At 64.8% G+C, this 22302-nt stretch carries 16 protein-coding genes; 8 read left to right on the top strand and 8 right to left on the bottom strand.

The genetic code is table 11. The annotated features are described in order from the left end of the window. The first annotated feature begins 184 nt into the window (after positions 1–184). On the top strand, positions 185–865 hold the full coding sequence (locus LJY25_RS11805; protein ID WP_227608544.1) for an alpha/beta hydrolase: 681 nt from the start codon (positions 185–187) through the stop codon (positions 863–865). Between the two features lie 11 nt (positions 866–876). Here LJY25_RS11805 and LJY25_RS11810 read toward each other — a convergent pair whose 3' ends face one another. Further along, entirely contained in the window at positions 877–1332 is a 456-nt protein-coding gene (locus LJY25_RS11810; protein ID WP_227608545.1) for a hypothetical protein, read from the bottom strand. A 229-nt stretch (positions 1333–1561) separates the two neighbouring features. Between LJY25_RS11810 and LJY25_RS11815 the strand changes: the two genes are divergently transcribed. The 4 genes from LJY25_RS11815 to LJY25_RS11830 all read left to right on the top strand — a co-directional run bounded on the left by LJY25_RS11815 (position 1562) and on the right by LJY25_RS11830 (position 3958). Next, complete coding sequence (locus LJY25_RS11815) at positions 1562–1831, top strand: hypothetical protein (RefSeq protein WP_227608546.1); 270 nt, start codon at positions 1562–1564, stop codon at positions 1829–1831. Further along, on the top strand, positions 1816–2727 hold the full coding sequence (locus LJY25_RS11820; protein WP_227608547.1) for a helix-turn-helix domain-containing protein: 912 nt from the start codon (positions 1816–1818) through the stop codon (positions 2725–2727). The genes LJY25_RS11815 and LJY25_RS11820 overlap by 16 nt, the downstream gene beginning before the upstream one ends. A gap of 112 nt (positions 2728–2839) precedes the next feature. Continuing rightward, positions 2840–3355, top strand: coding sequence for a hypothetical protein (locus LJY25_RS11825; RefSeq protein WP_227608548.1), 516 nt, complete (start codon positions 2840–2842; stop codon positions 3353–3355). A 39-nt stretch (positions 3356–3394) separates the two neighbouring features. Beyond that, entirely contained in the window at positions 3395–3958 is a 564-nt protein-coding gene (locus tag LJY25_RS11830) for a YceI family protein (RefSeq protein ID WP_227608549.1), read from the top strand. Positions 3959–4055: 97 nt separating this feature from the next. Here LJY25_RS11830 and LJY25_RS11835 read toward each other — a convergent pair whose 3' ends face one another. Together LJY25_RS11835 and LJY25_RS11840 are read right to left on the bottom strand one after the other, a co-directional pair. Continuing rightward, positions 4056–4265: a PID-CTERM protein-sorting domain-containing protein gene (locus LJY25_RS11835; protein WP_227608550.1), complete on the bottom strand. Its 210-nt coding sequence runs from the start codon at positions 4263–4265 to the stop codon at positions 4056–4058. Between the two features lie 66 nt (positions 4266–4331). Next, the gene (locus LJY25_RS11840; protein WP_227608551.1) at positions 4332–10994 is read right to left on the bottom strand and encodes an IPT/TIG domain-containing protein; all 6663 of its coding nucleotides are present in this window, start codon (positions 10992–10994) and stop codon (positions 4332–4334) included. A 201-nt stretch (positions 10995–11195) separates the two neighbouring features. Here LJY25_RS11840 and LJY25_RS11845 point away from each other — a divergent pair, with 201 nt between their 5' ends. Together LJY25_RS11845 and LJY25_RS11850 are read left to right on the top strand one after the other, a co-directional pair. Then, a complete protein-coding gene (locus LJY25_RS11845; protein WP_227608552.1) occupies positions 11196–11720 on the top strand; it encodes a GNAT family N-acetyltransferase in 525 nt (174 codons plus the stop codon). 119 nt (positions 11721–11839) lie between these two features. Next, on the top strand, positions 11840–13990 hold the full coding sequence (locus LJY25_RS11850) for an FUSC family membrane protein (protein ID WP_227608553.1): 2151 nt from the start codon (positions 11840–11842) through the stop codon (positions 13988–13990). A 7-nt stretch (positions 13991–13997) separates the two neighbouring features. Here the strand turns inward: LJY25_RS11850 and LJY25_RS11855 are convergent, their stop codons facing one another. From LJY25_RS11855 to LJY25_RS11870, 4 genes are all read right to left on the bottom strand, one after another. Continuing rightward, complete coding sequence (locus LJY25_RS11855; protein WP_227608554.1) at positions 13998–14405, bottom strand: DUF983 domain-containing protein; 408 nt, start codon at positions 14403–14405, stop codon at positions 13998–14000. Between the two features lie 172 nt (positions 14406–14577). Further along, positions 14578–15444, bottom strand: coding sequence for a helix-turn-helix transcriptional regulator (locus LJY25_RS11860; RefSeq protein WP_227608555.1), 867 nt, complete (start codon positions 15442–15444; stop codon positions 14578–14580). A gap of 171 nt (positions 15445–15615) precedes the next feature. After that, positions 15616–16566 (bottom strand): aldo/keto reductase, encoded by a 951-nt coding sequence (locus LJY25_RS11865; RefSeq protein WP_227608556.1) that lies wholly within the window; start codon positions 16564–16566, stop codon positions 15616–15618. 88 nt (positions 16567–16654) lie between these two features. Next, positions 16655–19507 (bottom strand): TIM-barrel domain-containing protein, encoded by a 2853-nt coding sequence (locus LJY25_RS11870; protein WP_227608557.1) that lies wholly within the window; start codon positions 19505–19507, stop codon positions 16655–16657. Between the two features lie 119 nt (positions 19508–19626). On the opposite strand from LJY25_RS11870, the gene LJY25_RS11875 reads away from it, so the two are divergent. Beyond that, the gene (locus tag LJY25_RS11875; RefSeq protein WP_227608558.1) at positions 19627–20016 is read left to right on the top strand and encodes a hypothetical protein; all 390 of its coding nucleotides are present in this window, start codon (positions 19627–19629) and stop codon (positions 20014–20016) included. 402 nt (positions 20017–20418) lie between these two features. On the opposite strand, the gene ggt is transcribed toward LJY25_RS11875, so the two are convergent. Beyond that, positions 20419–22212: a gamma-glutamyltransferase gene (gene ggt / locus LJY25_RS11880; RefSeq protein ID WP_227608559.1), complete on the bottom strand. Its 1794-nt coding sequence runs from the start codon at positions 22210–22212 to the stop codon at positions 20419–20421. Between the last annotated feature and the right edge of the window lie 90 nt (positions 22213–22302).

Below are 22302 nucleotides of genomic sequence, written 5' to 3' on the forward strand. Positions count from 1 at the left end.
ACCTAGGAAAAGCCCCCGCTGGTCGGGGGCTTTTTTTGTGCGCCTCTGAAAATAAAGCCGGCCTGAGAATCTGTTCGGAAGCAGGCAGGGGGCAGATTTTCTACCTGGATAAGCCAAGCCCGGCAATATCAAAAATCCGGCGTGGGAGTATACAAAGGCCGTTCTACCTAGAGTCAAGACTCCTATGAGCCGGAAATCGAAACCTGAGCAGGTCGAGTTTGTCCTTGAATCCGTCACCCACCACGGAACTGCTGAGGGCGTAGAGGAGCTGACCCTGCACACCAACGGCGGGGATATGCCGGCCCGCTACCACCCGGCCCCGGCCGGCACCCCGGCGGTGATCTGGGTGGGCGGGTCGGGAGGCGGCCTCGACGGCCCGGCCGGGGGCATGTACCCGCGCCTGGCCGGGCAGCTCAGCGGCCGGGGCGCGGCCTCGCTCCGTCTGCACTACCGCCGCCCCAACTACCTCGAAGACTGCGTGCTGGATACCCTGCTGGCCGTGCAGTACCTGGTGCAGCAGCGCGGCCACCCGGCCGTGGCACTGGTCGGGCACTCGTTCGGCGGGGCCGTCGTCATTGCCGCCGGGGCGTTAAGCGAAGAAGTGAAAGCCGTGGTGCCGATGAGCAGCCAGACCTACGGCACCGACCTGGCCCCGCAGGTCAGCCCCCGGCCCCTGCTGCTGATCCACGGCACCGACGACGAAATCCTGGCTCACCGTTGTTCCGAAGACATCTACCGCCGGGCCCGGGAGCCCCGGGAGCTGCTGCTCTACCCCGGCTGCCGCCACGGCCTCGACGAGTGCCGGGAGCAGGTGGACCGGGACCTGGTCGCCTGGCTGACCCGGCAGCTGTTCGGTCAGGGGTAGCTGCCGCGACGTCAGCGGAAGTCCCGAAAACGCTTTTTGCTGAGCTCGTAGCCCACAATGGCCGGGATGTAAAAGCTGATGTCGGCCAGGAGCTTGGCCAGCAGAATGCCGCCGGCCAGGGAGCCGAGCCACCGCGGCAGGTAGTACATCAGCGCCGGGCGAATCAGAAAGCTGTCGGCCAGCTCGGCCAGGCCAAACTCCACGGCCAGGGCCCGGACATTGCGGGCAAAGGTTTTCACCGTGTAAGGGCGGCCCAGGGCCCGGCGCTGCCGGTAAGCTAGGCGGGCATCGAGCAGCAGCAGGTAGCCAAAGTACACCACGTTGCCGGCCCAGGTGGCGGCCAGGGCCGCCGCGACGCCACTGTGGGTGCTGCGAAACGCCAGCAGCGCCCCCGCCAGGGTGGCTGCCGCCGAGAGCAGCTCGGCGGGCAGGTAGCGGCGCAGCCATTCCAGAATCAGGGGCTTCATGTGCTCTTGTACGGAACGACGCCCGGCGGATAGAGGCGGGGGGCGGTTGCCGCGTGGTAGCGGCGTGAGGCCGGAGCAGCGGCTTGGTGCTGCTGCCAGGTGAAAAGCCTGATCCGGCAGTAAGGGTTAAGCAGAAGCTGGTTTCGTCAGACTGGCCGGCTTTCGGCGGGCCGGGGCGTTCCGGCCGGAAAGCATAAAACCCGACCGGGTAAAAGTGGTTATTTGCGGTATGCAGGTTGCCGTGACGCCCGATGTGGTAGTGCTTTTTGCCGTCCTGGCCCAGGCCGTATTTGCGGCCGGGCTCTTGTGGCTGGCCCCGTACAACCGCCTGCCGAACCGGTTTCTGGCGTTGCTGCTGCTGGTTATTGCCCTGTGGGTGCTCGACGGGTTTTTCCGGGTGGCCGGCATCTACGGGCAGAACCCCGACTGGTACTTCCTGCCCATCTATTACTCGTTTGCCTTCGGCCCCTGCTGTACTTCTACGTGCAGAGCCTGGTAAACCACGACTTCCAACTCGAGCAGCGGCACTTCTGGCATTTCGGGCCGGTGCTGCTTCAGGCCGGGCTCTACCTGTGGCTGTGCCTCCAGCCGTATTCGTTCCGGCTATGGTTCTGGGAAAACGTGCACCGGCCCTACACCTACCGCATTGAGTTTATCGGCACCTGGTTGTCGCTCATCGTTTACCTGGCGTTAAGCCTGCGCCTGCTGCGCCGCTACCAGCAGTGGCTGCCCGATAACTTCTCGGAAACCTCCCAGCTGCGGCTCACGTGGCTGCGCGTGCTGCTCGGGGTGCTGGCCCTGGTCAGCGCCCAGTGGCTGGTGGAAGTGCTGCTTCGGGAGCTTTACAACGTGTACTACGCGTATGACTACTCTACCTGGCTGCTCGGGGGCGTGGTGCTGCTGATCGGGAGCGTCGGGCTCCGGCAGGCCGACATGCGGGCCGTCAGCTTTGCGCCCGAAGCCGCATCCGGGGCGCTTGCCGTACCTCTCGTCCCGCCGAATCCCGCGGAGGCCGGCACGACCACCGCAGCGCCGACCGCTCCCCGGGAAGCTGCCGTGGACCCGGCCGTGCTGGCCAGGATCCGGCGTGCTCTGGAAGACGAGCAGCTGTACCTCAACCCGACGCTGACCCTGGCCGAGCTGTCGGCCCACACGGGGCTGGCCTCCCGGCTGATTTCATTTACCGTGAATAAAGGCTTTGGGCTGCCGTTCAACGATGTGGTAAACGGCTACCGGGTAGAGGCCGTAAAGCGCCGCCTCGCCAATCCGGCCGACGTGGCCCGCCTCACGCTGCTGGGTATTGCTTTTGAGTGCGGGTTCAACTCCAAAACCACGTTCAACCGCATTTTCAAGCAGTTTACCGGCCTGGCCCCGAGCGACTACCGTCCGCGCTAGCTGTCGGCAGCAGGGCCCGGATCATGATTCGGGACGTCCCGGAACCGGATCCGGGGCGCGGACACCCGGCGGCTCGCCCACCTTTGGCCCGTACTCCCAACCGACTACGGCCATGAAAAAAAGCTTGCTCCTGCTGGCCCTGCTGCCGGCTACCTCAGTTGTCAGCCAGGCCCAGACCGCTGCCTGGACCGACCACACCCGCGCCCTGCCCGACAAGCTGCGGCAGGTGCCGGTGGGCCTCTTGCTCTGGCACACGCCGAATCCGAACTATCCCGTAGCCGACCCCGACAAGCCCGGGCAGTACGTGTGGAAGCACCAGACCATGATTCGCTCCGAAGCGGGGGAGGAGCTGGAGGTGGTGGAGTGCGGCAGCTTTATCTGGTACAGCGCCGCGGGCTGGCAGGCCAACATGCGGGAAACGCCAACCGAGTTTGCCGAGCTGTTCAACTGCCCCGGAGGTCGGCTCCGCCCGGGTGTCACCTACACCTTCGCTAAAAACTACCGCTATGCCAGCAGCGCCCAAAGCCTTTACGGCGGGGATGCCCTCTGGTATATTCTGGCCAAAGACAAGGCTGGCAAGCTCTACAAGGGAATGGGGCTGATTGAAACCGAGTCCACCGTGCGCTAGCCCACAGGGTATGCCGCTGCCTGCTTTACTGTTCATGCCATGAACCCCTTGAGCCTGCTTCTGTTTGCCAGCCTGCTGCTGGCTTTTCGCTCCGCGCCTGCCCCTGCTGTTTACCAGGTTAGCCCGGCCGCCTCCCGCCTCACCTGGACCGGGTATGCCGAAACCGGCACCTGGGCTCCGTTCGGCACCCTGCTGCTCCGGCGCGGCTCCTTTACCTACGACGGCCGTCGGCTGCGGCGGGGGTACTTTGAGTTTGATATGACCACCATCACCCACGCCGAGGAGAAGCTGCAGGAGCACCTGCGCAATGCCGACTTTTTCGACGTCGTGCGTTTCCCCTCGGCGGTGTTTAAGCTGAATGAAGTGGTGAACGGCGAAGCGCGGGGCTTCCTTACCGTGAAGGGCATCACCCGGGCCATTCGTTTTCCGGTATCGGTAACCCGGCAGGGCGGCTCGCTGCGGGTGCACGGCACCGCTACCATCGACCGAACCCGGTTTAGCGTCAACTACAACTCCAGCTCCTTTTTTCAGAACCTGGGCAGCTACGCCATCCGCAACGACTTCCAACTCGCTTTTGTCTTGGTCGCCAGCCCATCGAAGTAGCTTTACCGGCGCGCACTGCTTGGTCGGGTCATAAAAAACCGGGGCAGCTTCCGGGCCCAAGACTCCGAAAACTGCCCCGGTTTAGGTGGGCGACCGGCTAGCGGCGTTTGCGTAGGCGGTTCAGCGCGTAAACGACGCCCCCGGCCAGCAGCACGGACGCTCCTCCGTCAATGGGCACCGAGGTAGGCGTGGAGGGCGTCGGAGTCGGACCTCCTGAGTCCGGGTCCTGGGCCTGGGAGGTCATCGGAACCAGCAGGAGCAGCGCCAGCAGGGCGACGCCGGGCAGAAAGGCAAAGAGTTGCTTCATAACAGTCCGCTTTCAGGGTGAAAAAGCAGGTAAAGCCCGCTCCTGCGACGGGAGCGGGCTTTGACCTTATTCGATGACCACACGCTTGGTAGCCGTAGCCGCACCAGCCTGCACGCGCAGCGTGTACACGCCTTGCGCCAGGCCCGAAGCATCCACGAGGGTGCTGGTGCCGGTGGCGTTCAGGGTGCGCACCGTCTGGCCCAGGGCGTTGAGCAGGGTCAGCTGAGCCGAAGCGGCACTGGCCGGCAGCAGGACCCGGAACTGGCCGTGGGCCGGGTTCGGATACAGCTGCACCTGCTGGCTCAGCACCTGCGAGGCCGTCGACAGGGCCCCGGTGCTGCGCAGCTCCAGGTAGAAGCGCCCGTTGGCCGTAGTGCCCGTCGTCTGGAAGCTGTAGCGCGTCGTGCCGGTCAGCAGCGTGCTCGTGCCCAGCAGATCGTCGCGCAGGGTCACGGTCGTGCCGGCGGCCAGGTTCAGCAGCTCGGCCACAGCCAGCGTGTACTGACCAGCCAGCGGCACCTGCACCGTCAGCGGTACCACCGTTGCCTGGTTGCCCAGCTCAGCCAGGCCCTGAATCGAGAGGCTCTGCCCGGTGCTGGCCATGGCCGAGAGGTTCAGGCTCGTTGTGTTGCGCAGCTTCTCGGCATCAAAGCCATTGTCGAGACCGGCGGTGGCACCAGCTTCCACATACACGAACAGCGCATCCTGACTGCTGCCGCTTTGCAGCTGCAGTTGCAGGCGGGGACGAGTGTCGGGGGCAGAGCGGCGGAACGTAGCTTGATCGGCGTAGCTGGTCACACGGTGGCCGTTGCGCAGCGTGAGGGTACCAGTGGTTTGACCCGGAGCTACCCGCACGAAGAAGCCCTGGCCGCTGGCAATCAGCGGGCCGCCCGAACCCATGCCGTTGATGTAGGAACGGTACGAGCCGGTGTAGGTGTCGCGGCTTTCGAACACGTACATGGTCCCGGTCAGACCGGTGCGGTCAGCCAGGCCCACCAGGTTCCAGTCGATGGGAGCCGGGTAGGGGTTGCCCACCAAGTGCCAGCCGGCAGCGGCGGCATTGCGGGTCGTGTCACCATTGCGGGCCAGCGACATAGCGTACGTGCCCGAGTTGAGCGTGCCGACGAAGTCCACGGTCTGGGAAGCACCCAGGTTCACCGTGTAGCCCCGGCCCACGACTAATGCATCAGAAAGAGAAGCCGGCGAGAACCAGCCTTTGTCAAAGGCCGACAGGTTGTTCAGGGCGGTGCGCACCCGGGTCTGCTCGTAGCCGAACACCGTGGGGAAGGAGCTTTCCGTCCCCGGGGTGCGGGACGTGTTATAGGCTCCGTTCACCACGGGAGTAAAGGCAGCTGTGCTCAGGTCCGCTACCGTCGAGTTTGCGACCGGCGAAGAGAAGTGGCGGTAGCCCAGGCCCGGGTTCAGCGTAGGGCTGATGTAGCGCTGCACAACCGCAGTGCCACCAGTCACGACACCCGTCAGGTTGTTGACGACCAGCGCCGTGCCCGTGGCATCACTAAGCAGCGTCAGCGTCTGACCGCCCAGGTCCACATTACCCGAGCCGGCAATAATGAGCGACTCGCGCACGCTCAGCGCCTGGCTCAGCGTGAGCAGGCTGGCGTTGAGCTTGGTCAGGCTACGAACCTGCGCGGGCAGACCGTTGCCCGTTACCTGGGCGGTGGCCCCGGTGTAGGTGTAATAAGCATCCGGGCTGAACGAACGGAAACCACTGAGCTGAACAGCCCCGGCGTTGCCCGAAGCGGTGATGCCGCCCGCGTCGCAGATACTAAGCTGGGCGCCGGACTGTAGCGTAAACGAGCCGGCGCCGGTGATGGGCTGGCAGTTGGTAACCAGCTGCCCGCCAGACTGCACCGTGAACGAACCAGCTACGGAAAGCGGGCCATCCAGCCGAAGTGCACCGGACGACGTGATGGTCACGTTGTTGTAGGAGCCGCCGGTGATAATCTGGGCACTGGTCACCGTCAGGTCACCGGCCGTGACCGAGAAACTCTGGCTGCTGGTGGCCGTGCCGCTGGGCGTCGTCACGCTGATCGTGCCGCTGGTAGCTCCCGTAGGTACGCTCACGGTGATCTGCGTAGCCGAGTTTACCGTGAAGCCGGGAGCAGCAGTGCCATTGAACGCTACTGCTGTGGTACCCGTCAGGTTCGTGCCGCTTATCGTGACGCTGGTGCCCGCTGGCCCGCTGCCGGGGGTGAAGCCACTAATGGTCGGCGCGCTTGCCGTAACGGTGAAGGGCGTACTGCTGAAGGCCGTGGCACCGCCGTTATTCACCCCGATCGGACCCGTAGTGGCGCCGGCCGGTACGATAGCCGTAATCTGCGTGGGGGAGTTAACCGTAAAACTGGCCGTGCTCGAGGCCTGATTGAAGGTGACGAACTGCACCCCGACGAAGTTGCTGCCGGTGATGACGACCGATGTGCCGGCCGGACCACTGGCCGGGCTGAAGGAGGTGATAACCGGATTGGCAAGCACCTGGAACGAGTTGCCGGAAGTGCCTGTGCCGCCGGGCGTGGTTACCCGAATCAGGCCGGTGGAAGCACCCGACGGCACGGTGACCGTAATCTCAGTGCCGGTGCCGTTAACCGTAAAGATGGTCGCGCCGGTGCCGTTGAACGTCACGGCGGTAGCGCCGGTGAAGTTGCTGCCGCTGATGATGACATTGCTGCCTACCGGGCCGCTGGCGGGGCTGAAGCTGCTGATAGCCGGGGCCGGGGCAGTCACGGTAAAGGTGAGTCCGCCGCTGCTGCCGCCGGGAGTGGTTACCGTAACCGAACCGGTGGTAGCGCCGGTCGGGACATTGAGAACCAGTTGCGAGGCCGAGTTGCTGGTAAAGATCGTCTGGGCCGTCCCATTGAAGCTAACCGAGGTGGCACCACTGAGGTTGGACCCTGAAATTGTGACGCTGGTACCTACCGGCCCGCTGGAAGGGCTAAGGCTGGTGATGGTCGGGCTGACTACGGTCACGGTGAAGTTGCCGCTGCTCGTCGCCGTACCGCCCGGGGTCGTCACCGTGATAGACCCCGATTGGGCACCGACCGGTACACTCGTCGTGATCTGGGTGCCGGCGGCATTCACGGTGAAGCTGGCGCTGGTACCGTTGAATGCTACCGCCGAAGCGCCGCCGAAGTCGGTGCCGTTGATGGTGACACTGGTCCCGACTGGCCCGATGTTGGGCGAGAAGCTCGTGATAGTAGGAGCCGGGGCTGCCACCGGGGTAATCAGCAGGCTGCTGGAAGCCGATGTAGCCAGGGCATAGCTAGGGGTGCTGCCACTGGAAAGCGCCGTGGGCACGACGTAGCTGGAGCCGCCGCCCCCGCCGCCGGAAGGAGTAGCGCCGCCACCTCCGCCGCCACCGCCGCCACCGAAGTAGCCGCCGCCACCGCCGTGGCCGCCGATTTCACCAAAGCCGCCGGTACCGCCGAGGCCGGCTGAGCCCGTGTCGCCGTTGCCGTACATAAAAATAGGGGCAATGCCGCCGGCGCCACCGGCCGTGGTAGTGCCCGCCCGGCCTCCGGCCGAGCCGCCGGTTCCATCTTCCCCGGCGTTAGAGCCGGGAGCCCCGCCACCACCGGCTATAACCAGGCGCTGGCCGAAGGTGCTGGTCAGCGTTCCGCTGCCGAAAGGAGCGGCGCTTGTGGCGCCCGTGATGCGACGCAGGTCGGTAGCGCCGCACCCGCCATTGCCACCAATCCGGCTGCTGTTGGTGTTGCCACCCTGACCGCCGCCATTATAGCCACCCGCACCGGGGGCGAACGGAGGGGAGGCAAAGGCCTGGCCCCCCGGACCCCCGACGACCACTGTGAGTACTTCGCCGGGAGTAACGTTTATGAGGGTATTGACAAGGCCGCCGCGGCCGCTCATAAAGCCCGAGCCCTGGGCCGTTACCTGCAGGCGTGTCATGCCGGCCGGCACGGTGTAGGTCTGCGGCCCGCCGGTGAAGCTGAAAGTAGTGGACGGGCCCGTGGCCAGCACTGTAAAGCTGGCGCTGCTGGTAGCCGTGCCGCCCGGGGTGGTCACGCTGATGGTGCCGGAGGTAGCGCCCGAGGGAACCGAGGTCGTAATCTGGGTGCCGGCCGAGTTGACCGTGAAGCTGGCGCTGGTCCCGTTGAAGGCCACCGACGTAGCCCCGGCGAAGTCGCTGCCGCTGATTGTGACGCTGGTGCCTACCGGCCCAATCGAGGGCGTAAACGAGGAGATAGCAGGGCTGACAAACACAGGCGTCAGCATCACGCTGCCGTTGCCGGTATTCCTGAGTCCATACGTCGGCGTGGTGCCGGCTGTGACGGCCGCGGGCTCTACGTAGCTGGAACCGCCGCCGCCGCCGCCCCAGAACTGGAAGCTGCTGGCTCCTCCTGCTCCGCCGCCACCGCCGTAGTAGCCGCCGCCGCCGCCGTAGCCGCCGCCGCCATTGGTAGCATTGCCGCCGTTACCGCCCTGGCCCAGGGAACCCGTCCCGCCTGTTACAGCGGGTTGGCCGCTGAACCAGCCGCCATTGCCCCCTGCCGATGTAGTACCCGGCTGTCCCCACTCGGTGCCGGTGAAGCCCGCCGTTCCGGCATTGGCGCCCCCGCCGCCCGCGCCGCCGGCAGTAACCAGGCGTCGGGATAAGGTACTGGGCAGCGTACCACCGGCCAGCGGGCTGGCGGTGGTTGCGCCGGGGATACGACGAATATCGGTAGCGCCAGCCCCGGCCCCACCGTGGTTGGAACCTGAGCCGGGCGACCTAGCCCCCCCATCGCCACCGCCGTTGTAGCCGCCTGTGCCGGGCGAGAACTGGTTGCCCATCTGGGCACTTCCACCGGCCACGATGGTGAGAACCTCGCCGGGTACTACGGTGATGCTGGCCGTGACGAGTGCGCCCTGGCCGCCGTTCATAACGGCGGTGCCGCCGGGGATGCCGGCACCGTTAGCCTGAACCTGCAGGCGGGTTACGCCGGCCGGTACGGTATAAGTCTGGGGCGAAGCCGTAAACGAATAGGTGCTGGTCGGGCCCGCGGTTAGGACGGTGAAGCTGCCGGTACTAGTAGCGGTGCCGCCGGGTGTAGTCACGCTGATAGGGCCCGAAGTAGCGCCAGCAGGAACAGAGGCCGTAATCTGAGTAGCTGAGTTCACGGTGTAGCTGGTAGCGGCAGTGCCGTTAAAGCTGACCCCGGTAGCGTCCGTGAAGTGGGTGCCTGTGAGAACGACACTCGTGCCCGGGATGCCGCTGGTAGGAGAGAAGCTGCCGATGGTGGGAGGGCTGGCTGTTACTGTGAAGCTGACGCCGTTGCTCGTGCCCGCGGGTGTGGTTGCCGTCACGTTGCCGGTGGTGGCCCCGGAGGGCACTACCACGCCCGTAATCTGGGTGGCGTTTACCACCGTGAAGCCGCTGGTGACAGTGCGGTTGGCGGTGCCGCTGAAGGTGATGGTGGTGGTGCCGGTGAGGGCCGTACCGTTCAGCGTGATAGTGCTGCCCACCGGGCCGCTGACGGGATTTAGGGAAGCAAGCGTAGGCGCAGGTGTGGCCGTGGTGTTGAGCAGTACGCCCACCGTTCCGGTATTGTAATTGCCGACGGCAATGTCCTGCTTGCCGTCCGCGTTCAGATCGTTCAGAATTACCCGGCTCGGGTAGCTGTTGGCGCTGGTGCTCAGCGTCGTCTGGCTGCCCAGTCCACCGGAGGTGAGGCCAAGCCGCACTCCTGCCTGATGAAGCTGGGCGATGGAGAATACCACGTCGGCCAGGCCGTCGCCGTTCACGTCGCCCACAGCCACGTCCGAAACCTGTCCGGAGCCGGCTGCTCCACTGCCACCTACGAAATAGGTGGTCATCGTGCCGAATGAGCCGGCACCCTGGTTGGGAATCACGCCCACCGTATTCAGTGTGTTGCCGACGACGACATCAGGAAGACCGTCGCGGGTGATATCAGCCAGGGCCAGCGACGATGGAGAGTCGCCTGAGTTGTAGGCGTAGGTACCCTCAGGGGTTATTTTAATAGGTGTGCCGTAGCCGGCACCGACTGATTTGAGCATCACCCGTACGCTGGCCTCTGCAAACCCACCCCCGCCGCTGGCAATGACCAGATCGGGCCGGCCGTCGGCATTCACGTCGCCGACCTCAACATCAGTTACACCGCTTGTGCCAACATTGTATGAAACCGCTGTGCCAAGCCCGCCGGAGGACAGGCGGGGCATCACCCCTACCGCGTTATTATGCGCAATGACTACGTCTAGCAGGCCGTCGGCCGTGACGTCAGCCAGCTGGAATCGAAGATTGGAAGTGTTGAAGCTGGTTGTATAACTGACGGCAGTTCCAAACGTGCCATTGCCGACCCCGCCGGAGCCCAGACCAGGGAATACCACGATTACGTCAGCGGGGGCGTTAGTCGCTACAACCATATCCAGAATGCCGTCACCGGTAATGTCGTTGAGCGCGACATCGGAGGCATATGAACTGGTAGTGTACTCAACCCGAGCAGCGTAGCCGCCGCCCGACTGTCCGAGCAGCACGCCTACCCGCTTCTGGCCGGGGCGGGTGTAAACCAGATCTTTCCGGCCATCGCCATTAAGATCGGCCGCGGCTACGGCGCCTGTGTTGCCGGTAGTGCTGTAGGTGCTGACGGCGCTGAAGGTCTGGGCCGCCGCCCGGGTGCCCAGCAGGCCCAGCAGCGGCAGCGCCAGCAGACCCGGCCTCAGGCGCCGAAGAAATGTTAGAGTAGGAGTGCGTCGCATATGATACGGTGAAGCGTGAAGCGGAAAAAGCCAACAAAATTGGAGAGACGGGGATGCGTAGGCAATACCTACTTTCAGGTATTTTCACTAGAACTTCATTTCATTGTGCTTTTGCAAGCCTGGCAGTAGGAGCCCTGATGGACTACCCATACTGGCCGCCGCGAATTCATTTTGTGCCGACCCCGGGCGTAGCTTTGCCCGATGAATTCACCTTTGCGCATACAGGCCGCCGCCGCCATCGATATTCCCCATCTGAACCAACTGGTCAACAGCGCCTACCGGGGCGACGCCTCCCGCCGGGGCTGGACCACCGAGGCCGAGCTGCTGGACGGCATCCGGGTGGATGAGCAGGGACTGGCTGAGATGCTGGCTGACCCGGCTGTCACGATTCTGAAAGCCGAAAATGAGGAAGGACGGCTGCTGGGCTGCGTGTACCTGAAAAAGCAGGACGCCAAGCTGTACCTGGGCATGCTGTCCGTGGCGCCCGACCAGCAGGACCGGGGCCTGGGCAAGCAGCTGCTGGCCGCTTCCGAAGACCACGCCCGGGCCCTGCACTGCACGGCCCTCACCATTACCGTTATTTCGGTGCGCGCCGAGCTGATTGCCTGGTACCAGCGCCACGGCTACGCACCCACCGGCGCCACCGAGCCGTTCCCCAACGACCCCCGGTTTGGCATTCCGCGCCAGCCCCTGCGGTTTATCGTGATGGAAAAGTCTTTGCGCTGAGTTGTTAGTTGTCAGGTGCTAGGTGTTCGTATCATTCTGACAACTGACAACTGACAACTGACAACCAGCAACAGACAACTGCGCCCGGCTACGTATAGGCAGGTAACTTTCCGGCGAACATGGGCAAGAACACCCGCAGTATTCAGTACTTCTTCTTTGGGCAGGACTTTGCCGACGGCCTCCGCATCACGCTGGTGGTGCTGGTGCCGGCCCTGCTGGCATCCTACTTCGGGCAGCTCGAAACCGGTCTCACGGTGGCGCTCGGGGCGCTGTGCGTCAGCATAACGGACCTGCCGGGCCCGGTGCTGCACAAGCGCAACGGCATGCTCTACGGGCTGCTGTGCATGGTCGTAGTGGCGCTGATTACCGGCTTTGCCCGCCTGCACAACGCGGTGATGGGCGTCGAGGTCATGGCCTTCAGCTTCCTGTTTACGCTGTTCACGGTGTACGGCACCCGGGCCGGGGCCGTGGGCTCGGCGGCCCTGCTCGTCATGATTCTGACCATGGACCTGCCCCTAACGCCGGCCCAGGTGCTGCTGCACGCGGCCCTGGTGGCGGCGGGCGGACTGTGGTACATCCTGACCAGCGTACTGTTTTTCCGGGTGCAGCCGTACCGCCCGGCCCAGCGCGCCCTGGGGGAGTGCATTCATGCCGTGGCGGCTTTTCTGCGCATCAAGGCCGAGTTCTACCAGGTTTCCACCGACCTGGCCGCCGACTACCGCCGGGTGGTCGCCCAGCAGATAGTGGTAAACGAGAAGCAGGACGCTGCCCGGCAGCTGTTGTTCAAGAGCCGGGAAATCGTGAAGGACTCCACCAGCAAAAGCCGGGCGCTGGTACTGGCGTTCGTCGACGTGGTAGACCTCTACGAGTACATCACGGCCACGTACTACGACTACACGGCCATCCGGGAGCGGTTCGGTCCTACCGGCATTCTGGAGGAAGTTGCCGCGCTAATCAAGCTCTTGGCTGAGGAGCTCGATGCCATCGGCCTGGCCATTCATGCCGGCCGGCCCTATACGAGCACGCTCGACGTGAACGGGGAGCTGGAGCGCCTCAAGCGCCGCATCGATGCCGTGGCCGAAAACGACAAGGACCAGCCCACGCTGGTATTGAAGAAGATTCTGGTGAATATCCGCAGCCTGCAGCAGCAGGTGCAGCGGGTGATGCACTACTTCAGCGGCCCCGGCGGCAAGCCCCGCCGCACGCTCGAGAACCTGGAGCTGGGTCGCTTCGTGAGCAGCGAGGACTACCGTCTGGAAGTGCTTACTGACAACCTGACGAGACGCTCCAACGTGTTCCGGCACGCCCTGCGCATGGCAGTGGCCTGTACGCTCGGCTTCGTGGTGGCCAAGCTGATGCCCCTGGGTCACCACAGCTACTGGATTGTGATGACCGTGGCCTTTATGCTCAAGCCGGGCTTCAGCCTGACCAAGCAGCGCAACTACGAGCGGGTAGCAGGTACTCTGGCCGGGGGCGCGGTGGGCGTATTGATTCTGCGGTTCGTGCCCAACGCCACCGTGCAGTTCGGCTTTATGCTGTGCTGCATGCTGGCCTCCTACAGCGCCCAGCGCCGCTACTATTTTGTGTCGGTGTTCTTCATGACGCCCTTCATTCTGATTTTGTTCAGCTTCCTGGGCATCGGCTACCTCAACCTGCTCGAGGAGCGCGTCATCGACACGCTCCTCGGCTGCACCATTGCCTTCAGCGCCGGCTACCTGCTGTTCCCGACCTGGGAAGCCACCCAGCTGCGGGTACATATGCGCGAAGTGGTAAAAGCCAACCTGCGCTACCTGCAGCAGCTGGCGGCCGGCCTCGCCGGCCAGCGCCCCGCCCTCACCGACTACAAAGTAGCCCGCAAGGATGTGTACGTCAGCTCGGCCAACCTCTCGGCCGCCTTTCAGCGGATGCTGTCGGAGCCGGAAAGCAAGCGGCGGCAGAGTGAGGCGGTGCAGCAGTTCGTGGTGCTCAACCATATTCTGTCGGCCAACATTGCCGCGCTCATGGGCGCGCCGGGAGCTGACGCGCCGGGGCCGCTCCGGCTGCCGCCCGAGGGCGTGCGGCCCGTAAACCAGGCTCTCGCCGCCCTGGCGGAAAGCCTGCAGAAGCTCGACGAAGCCGCCGCGCCGCTGCCCGACAAAGTACCCGCCCTGCCAGCCCAGCCGGCGGCGCCCGGCCCCACGCCCGACGACCAGCTTTTGCTCGAGCAGCTGGCCTTTCTGCAGAAAGTCAGCACCGACATCCGCAAGGTGACCGACCAAGTGCTGGCGTGAGGCGGGCTTATTCGCCGGCCATGCGGGCTTTCTCGGCCCGGGTGGCGTCGTAGCGGACCCCGCCGAACAGGTAAAGCATGATGGCCCGGGAGTAGCGCAGCACCAGGGGCGTAGTCACCAGCACCACGATGGTAACCGTCAGCACGTACACCCACACGGCCGGGTCGCCGAAGGCGTAGTAACAGAGCAGGCCGCAGCCCAGGAAGATGGCCACCGAGAAGCCGTAGCTCACGAACATGGCCCCCCAGTAAAAGCCGGGCTCCGGCTCGTAGGTTTGGTTGCACACCGGGCACTGGCCCGGCATTTCGGCAAACTTGGTCAGGTTCAGGGAAGAGTAGGAAAACAGCTTGCCTTCGTGGCAGCGCGGGCAGCGCAAAGCCAGGAGCGAAAGGGCAGAAGATTGAATGTGAGCCATAGTCGTTGAAATTCGATGGGCGGCAGACTGAGTTTACGGACCAGACCCCGGTTCGGCCACTGCTGACCGGCTGGTGGCGTACAGCCCCGGCTAACCAGTGCCTGGTACGATGCAAAGTTCCGCCTTTCCGCCCGCGCCCGCACGAGTTGTTTGCGGGCAGATGCAGGACAAATCAACGATGCTGGCGGTAGGCCTCGGGCGTGATGCCGGTGTGTCTGCGGAAAAAGCGCACGAAGTAGGACGCATCGTCGAAGCCCAGCTGATCGGCCACTTCCGCCACCGACAGCGCCGAGTGCAGCAGCAGGCGCCGGGCTTCCACCACTACCCGCTCGTGAATCAGGGTGCTGGCCGTTTTGTTGAGCAGGCGGCGGCACACGGCATTCAGGTGATTGGCGGTGAGGTGAAGCTGGTCGGCGTAGTCGGCCACGGCACGGCGGGTGCGGAACTGCTCGTTGAGCAGGCGGCCGAACTCCCGTACCTGCTGCCGCCCCAGGGCCGAAGCCGGCTGCGCCGGGTGTGGTGGGTAGTGGCGGCAGGCCAGCTCCAGGCACAGGTGCAGGTAGGAGCGGAACACCTCGGCCTGGTTGGCAAACGGGGTGGTGCTTTCCGCCAGCATCCGCTCCAGCAGCCAGCTGAACTCGGTTTCAGCAGGCGGAAGGTACAGTACCGGCGGAGCGGTGCTGGCGAAAAACGGGTACTCGTCGAGCACACTGCCGGGGTAGCGCAGCAGAAAGAAGTCGGCGTCGAAGAACACGATGAAGCCTTGCACGTCGGCCGACAGTTCCCAGCTGTGTACCTGCCCCGGCGTCATGAAAAACAGGCTGCCGGGCCGGATTTCGTAGGGCAGCAGGTCGATGGTATGGGTGCCGTGGCCTTCGGGAATGTACAGCAGCAGGTAGAAGTCGTGGGCGTGGGGCACGCTGACGCCGGGAAACCGCGCCACGTGGGTTTCAAGCCGCTCGATGTAGTAGGGCCGCCGCGCCTGCCGGGGCTTGGGAAACGCGGTAATGGCGAATACGGGCGGCGCGGCGGGTTTCATGGAGGGTTTTAGTTGCCAGTTGTTCGTTGTCCGTTGTCAGAACCAGACGTTGGGCATGAATGAAAAGAAGCGTGACAAAAAGCCTGATCAGGCCTGCTCGCAGCTAAATTCTAACAACTGACAACTGACAACCGACAACTGACAACGAGCAACTAACAACGAACAACCAAATCAGCCTCCGGCCCGACTCAGCAGGTCCAGGTCTTCGGCGCCCAGCTTAAGCTCGGTGGCTTTCAGCAGCTCGGTTAGCTGTTCTGCGCTGGTAGCGCTGGCAATCGGGGCGGTAAGGCCGGGCTGGGCCATCACCCAGGCCAGGGCTACCTGCGCGGGCGTGGCGCCCAGGCGCCCACCTACCGTGTCGAGGGCAGCGAGGATGCTCAGCCCTTTTTCGTTGAGGTACTTCTGGCCCACGCCGCCGCCCCGGGCGCTTTTCTGCAGGTCGGCTTCGGAGCGGTACTTACCGGTCAGGAAGCCCGCAGCCAGGCCGTAGTAGGGAATCACCCCGATGTTTTGCTCCCGGCACAGGGGCAGCAATTCCCGCTCAAACTCGGCCCGGTCGTAGAGGTTGTACAGGGGCTGCAGGCTTTCGTAACGAGGCAGGCCGTGCTTCTGGCTGGCTTCCAGCGACTCGCGCAGGCGGGCCGCCGTAAAGTTGGAGGCCCCGATAACCCGCACCTTGCCCTGCTGCACGAGTTGGGCGTAGGCTTCGAGGGTTTCCGCTACCGGCACCGTGGGGTCGTCCTTGTGCGACTGGTACAGGTCGATGTAGTCGGTCTGCAGGCGCTTGAGGGAGCCTTCCACGGCCCGCAGAATGTAGTCTTTGGCGAGACCCTTGTTTTCGGCATTCACTTCCCAGCCTACCTTGGTGGCAATAACCACCTGGTCGCGGCCCCCGCGCTGCCGGAGCCACTTACCGATGATGGTTTCAGACTCCCCGCCCACGTGACCCGGCACCCACACCGAATAGCCGTCGGCGGTGTCGATGGTGTTGCCGCCCCCGGCCACAAAGGCGTCGAGAACCTGGAAGGAGGTTTTTTCGTCGGCCGTCCAGCCAAATACGTTGCCGCCCAGCACGAGCGGGGCAATCTGCAGGCCGGAGTTGCCTAAGGGTCGGGTTTGCATAGCGAAGTCAGTAGTAAAGCAGGCAGAGCCCAAACGTACGACTGCCGCTGCCGCCATGTTGTAAAACCGCGGCAAGCTCAGCGGCCCGCTACCGGAGCAGCACCAGGCGCTGGCGCTGCCCGTCGGCTTCGGCCCAGTACACGCCCGGCGCGGCGGGCTGGTTGGCACTGGTCCGGCCGTTCCACTCCACCGAATGGCTGCCGGCTCGCTGGAGCCCGGGCGTGAGGGTGCTGACGAGCTGACCGGCGGCGTTGTGAATCCGGATGGTCGTGCTGCCGGCGGTATGCCGGGTGTAGCGCAGCTGGGTGCCGCCGCCAAAGGTGCGGTCGGAGGGAGCTTCCAGGGTCAGGGCCTGCGGGGCCATATCGGCGGCAGGCTGGTTGTTGATGCGAAGGCCCTTCACGATGATGCTGACCGGCTTTTTCTCGAGCAGGAAGCGCAGGCGCAGCTGCTGGCGGGCGGCATCGTAGCGCCACTCCGTAGCGGGCACCGTCTCACCATCGAGGCTGATGCTGGTAGGCGCCGCCGCTACCCGGGGCAGCAGCAGTTCTAAGGTCCGCCACTTGGGTGCGCCGGGGTAGCCGTTGCCACTCGTGGCTACCTTGATTTCGGTCTGGTTGACCGAGGTAGTGCCCGCAAAGCGGATCAGCTCAAACAGCTTGGTTTCGGCCGTCTGGGCTGATTTGCCGTCGTCCTCATACATCGTAAAGTTCGACTCCGCCACGCTGGGGTCGGCGTAGTAGCGCACCCGCAGCGTGTCGGTGCTGTACTGGGCCGTAGTGCCGACGTAGGGCGCCAGGGGCAGAAAGGCGCCGGCCCGTACCAGCAGCGGAATCCGGGCCAGCGGCGCGGCTACGCTCACCGTCTGGTCTCCGGGCAGCGTCTGCTGGGTGTCGAAGTCTATCCAGGAGCCGGCCGGCAGCACCACGTTGCGGCGGCGCTGCCCCGGGTTCATGACCGGGGCCACCAGCAGGTTGGGCCCCAGCAGGTACTGGTCGTTCAGGTTATTCAGGTTCGAAACGCTTGCAATAGAAGCAGATCTTTCTCGGTCATTAGCCCCGGCTACTATCGGCGTGCCGGTGCCGTAATTCATCGGCCGGGCCAGGGGCGTGCCGCTGACCGTGTTTTCCCAGGCCAGGGTGTAGAGGTAGGGCAGCAGCTCGTAGCGGCGGTGGGCGTAGTCGCGCACGATGCTCTTGTAGGGCTCGGGGTAGTAGTAGGGCTCGGGCGGCACGCCTTCGCCGTGGGGGCGCATGATGGGGCAGAGGCTGGCCATCTGCAGCCAGCGGGTGTACAGCTCCGGGTCCACGGGCCCTACGCAGAAGCCCCCGGCGTCGGAGTGCATATAGCCAACCCCGCCCATGCCCACACCGAGCATGATGGGCACCTGGGCCTGGTAGCCCGACCACGACCGGTTGATGTCGCCTGACCACGGAAACACGCTGTTGCGCTGCATGCCCGCCCAGCCCGACCGGGCCAGGTTGAACAGGCGCTCATCGGGAAACTCGCGGCGGTAGTTCTCGGAAAGGATGCCGGCCCAGGCCTGCCCGTAGGCGTTGTGCACGGCCCGGGTCGAGCCCGGCAGGTGCTGCATGTCGGCGGGGTGGTTTTCCGGCTCGCCCAGGTCGCTCCACCAGCCGCCCACGCCTTCGGCGCGGTGCTTTTTGTAGTAGCTCCACAGCCAGGCCCGGGTGTCGGGCTTGAACATGTCGAGCAGGGAAGCCGGCCCGGCCCAGAACGAAGCCACCGTGTAGGGGCGGCCCCGGTAATCGGTGCCTACCAGCCCGCGGGCCCGTACCTCGGCGTCGTTGCGGGAGGCGCGCATCACGTAGGGCTCGGTTATCAGCACGGTTTTGATGCCGGCTGAGTCGAGGCGGCGCATCATGGTGGCGGGCTTCGGAAACGCCTGGTAGTCCCACTCCAGGTTGCCCTGGTCGCGGATGGTGCCAAACCAGTAGAGGTCGAGCACCAGCGCGTCGAGCGGGAAATTCTCCCGCCGCATCCGCCGGGCCACGGCCTCGGTTTCGGCCTGACTGCGGTAGCCGAACCGGCTTTGCAGCAAGCCCAGCGCCCAGCGGGGCGGCAACGGCTGGCGGCCGGTCAGGCGGGTGTACTTGTCGAGGATATCGGCGTACGACGAGCCGGCAATGATAAAGTAGCCCAGGTTGACGAGGTTCTCCCCGCTGTACTCGAGCACGTCCTTTTTTGTGGCGCCCAGGTCGAGGGTGGCGGCGGCGTGGTGGTCGAAGAACAGCGCGTAGCCCCGGCTCGATACCACCACCGGCAAGGTAATGCCCAGGGCCGGCTCCCCGTTCTGGTAGGCGTAGTGGGCTTGGTTGTACAGTTCCAGCTTGCGGCCCCGCCGGTTTTGGGGCAAAGCCCGGGCCCCGGTGCCATAAAGCTGCTCGCCCGGCTGCAGCCGGAACGAGACGCCCGTCCCGCCCGGCCCGGAGGCTTCATTGGTGCGCCGCTGAAACGCACCGCCTGCTTCCGCGACCAGGGTTTCAGTGCCCTGCCGGTAGGTTACCCGCAGAGGCGACTTCTGAACAATAATCGTGTGACCTGGACCAACGGGCCATTCCAGCGCGGTGGCGCTGACCTCTGTGCTGCCGGTTCGTGGAGTATCCGGCTCCTGCACCACGCTCACCGACGCATCCGGCTTTACTGCGCTGCCCGCCGGGAAGTACTCGACCCGCACGACGCCCTCCGACCAGGGCCGGACGCGCAGGGTACCGCCGTCGGTGCTTTTTACGGTCAGGATGCCGTTGGCGTAGGTGTGGGAGCGGTAGCTGCCGATGCTGACGGGCGGGGCTACGGGCCGGGCAAACGGGTCCTGGTCGGGTGGACCGCCGCCTTCGCGCTGGGCAAGGGCGGCGCTGGGCAGCAGGGGCAAAGCCAGCAGGGAAAGGCGAATCAGGGAGCGGCGCAGGGGGGCGGGCATCGGCGGGAACGTGAATAAACGAAGCAAGATAAGGGCTTGGGTTGGGCCGGGCTAACTTTCCCAGCAACGAGGCGGCCAAATCCGGCGTACAGCTAAGCTCCATTCCAACCCCTACGACCATGGCACTGTCCTCTTCGAACGTCAACGACCACCTTTACTCCACCAACCTGGCCCTGGGCGACCTGTTCAACAACCACACCTTTGCCCACGACCCCAGCGGCCTCATTCCGATTATCGACAGCTGGGTGCCGTACCTGCAGAACTCGCCCAGCTCGGTGACGACCACCGCCGCCTCGGCCCTCACCCGGTTGCGGGAGATGATTCAGAACGGCGACCGGGTCGGAGCCAGCGCCCTGCTCCAGACCCTGGGTGAACAGGCGTCGCGCTCGGCCAGCAACGTGCACGAATGGGCCGGCAACCACCTCCACAACGGCATTGGCGACCAGATGCGCCACCTCGGCCAGCTGCTCATCATGGCCTCAGGCAACCTGAAAACCTACGTAGCCTAAAGCAAGGTCACGCGGGGTGAAGCAAAGTTTCGCAAGGTGGGTTCAAGTACGCCCTTGCGAAACCTCCTTTTAACAGCGCGAAACCTTGCGCGCGAAATCCGAAGCCCGGCCGCTCCCCGCAGCCGGGCTTCTTTGCTGTATCCAATTTTGCTGCATATAGAGAGCAAGCAGCCAGGGTTGTTTTGGGATATACACACATCGAACCTACCCCGGCCTTTCAGCGAAGGAAGCGTGAGGAGGAAGCAGCGGAAAAGTACCAATGGAGAAAAGATATCAGCGGGGCAGGGGCAAGCCTTCGTCTAACGACGAACCACCCCGCCCTGCGGGCACCCCTCCTTGAAAAAAGGAGGGGACTTACCACCTGGCTACATCCTTTCCCGGAGCAGGAAGTAGACTCCTGACTCAATACCCCTGCGCCGTATCATCGCCGCGGGGGTCGGCGCCACCCTGAAGCTGGCCTTTGGGGCCTACTTTAATAACGTCGATGCGGCCCCAGGCACTACGGGGCTTGAGCACGTAGCCCCGGGCGCGGAGCGAGTCCTGGACGACGGGCAGCAGGGCGCCTTCCTCTACGTCGATATGGTCGGGCAGCCACTGGTGGTGCAGGCGCGGAGCCGCCACGGCCTGCTGGGGGTTCAGGTTGTAGTCGACCACGTTCAGGATGGCCTGCAGCACGCTGGTGATGATGGTGGAGCCGCCGGGAGTGCCCACGACCAGCGCCAGCTTACCGTTGCGCGTCAGGATGGTGGGCGTCATCGAGGAAAGCATCCGCTTGCCGGGGGCAATGGCATTGGCCGTGCCGCCCGTCACACCATACATGTTCGGAACGCCGGCCTTGGCCGAGAAGTCGTCCATCTCGTTGTTGAGCAGAAAGCCGGCCCCAGCCACTACCACTTTGCTGCCGTATCCCCCATTGAGCGTGGTGGTGCAGGCCACCGCGTTGCCCTGGGCATCCACGATGCTGTAGTGGGTGGTCTGGTCCGACTCGTAGCCCGGCAGGCTTTTCCCGGCCGTCACCTGGGCGCTGGGCGTGGCCCGGTAGGGCAGGGTGGAGGCCATGCGCTCCTTGTTGTACTGCGGGGCCAGCAGCTGGGCTACCGGCACCCGGCCGAAGTCGGGGTCGCCGAGGTAGGTGGCGCGGTCGGCGTACACCCGCCGTTCCGCTTCGGTAATCCAATGCACGGACTGGGGCGAGTGCCAGCCGGCTTGGCGCAGGTTGTAGGGCTCCAGCATCTGCAGCATCTGCAGCAGCGCCACGCCCCCGGAGCTGGGCGGCGGAAAGGACAGCACGTCATAGCCCCGGTACGAGCCGTGCAGGGGCGTGCGCCACCGGGGCTGGTAGGCGTCGAGGTCTTTCCGGGTGATGAAGTCGTCGCCAAACCTCATTTCCTGAACAATCAGGTCAGCGGTTTTGCCGCCGTAAAAGCCAGCCCGGCCCTCATCCCGGATCCGCCCGAGGGTCGCCGCCAACTGGGGCTGCTTGAGCGTGTCGCCGGCAAGCCAGTCGATGTCGTGCAGGCGGCCGCCGTCGAGGTAGCGCACGTAGGGCGCCGCGCCCCGGGCCTGCTCGGCGAGGTCTCCTGCGAAGGGAAAGCCAGCCGGCAGCTCGTTGGTTTCAAAGAAAATTTTCCGGTTTGCGTTCAGGCCGGCGGCTTCTTTCTCCGTGAGCTTCACGCCCCGACGGGCCAGGTCCACGGCCGGTTGCACCACCGTTTTCCAGGGCAGGCGGCCGAGCTTCTGGTGCACCTCTACCATGCCCGCCACGGTACCGGGCACGCCCACGGCCTTGGGTCCCCGGGTGCTCATATTGGGAATTATGTTGCCCTGGGCGTCGAGGTACATATCCCGGGAAGCTTTGGCCGGGGCGGTTTCGCGGAAGTCGAGGGCACCTTCCGAGCCGTCGGCCGCCCGGTACAGCAAAAAGCCGCCCCCGCCGATGTTGCCGGCGGCGGGCAGACACACGGCCAGGGCAAACTGCACCGCCACCGCCGCGTCGTAGGCGTTGCCGCCCTTCTGCAGAATCTCCACCCCGATGCGCGACGCCTCGGGGTGGGCCGATACCACCATGGCATGCTCCGCCACGACCGGCGCGGCCGCCGGGGGCACCGGCGTAGCCAGGCCGGCAGAAGTCCGGGGTTCGGAAGCGGTGCAGGAAAGCAGCAAAAGCAGGGCCGAGGGCGCTAGGCGAAGTTTCATGCGGTGAAGATAGGGTCTGGCCTTTGGCCCGCCACCACCTGAATTCCTCGGAAATCAGAGGCGGATAACTTGCTTATTTATTTACTACCC

Source organism: Hymenobacter translucens, assembly GCF_020685205.1.
In the GTDB taxonomy this organism is placed as follows: domain Bacteria; phylum Bacteroidota; class Bacteroidia; order Cytophagales; family Hymenobacteraceae; genus Hymenobacter; species Hymenobacter translucens.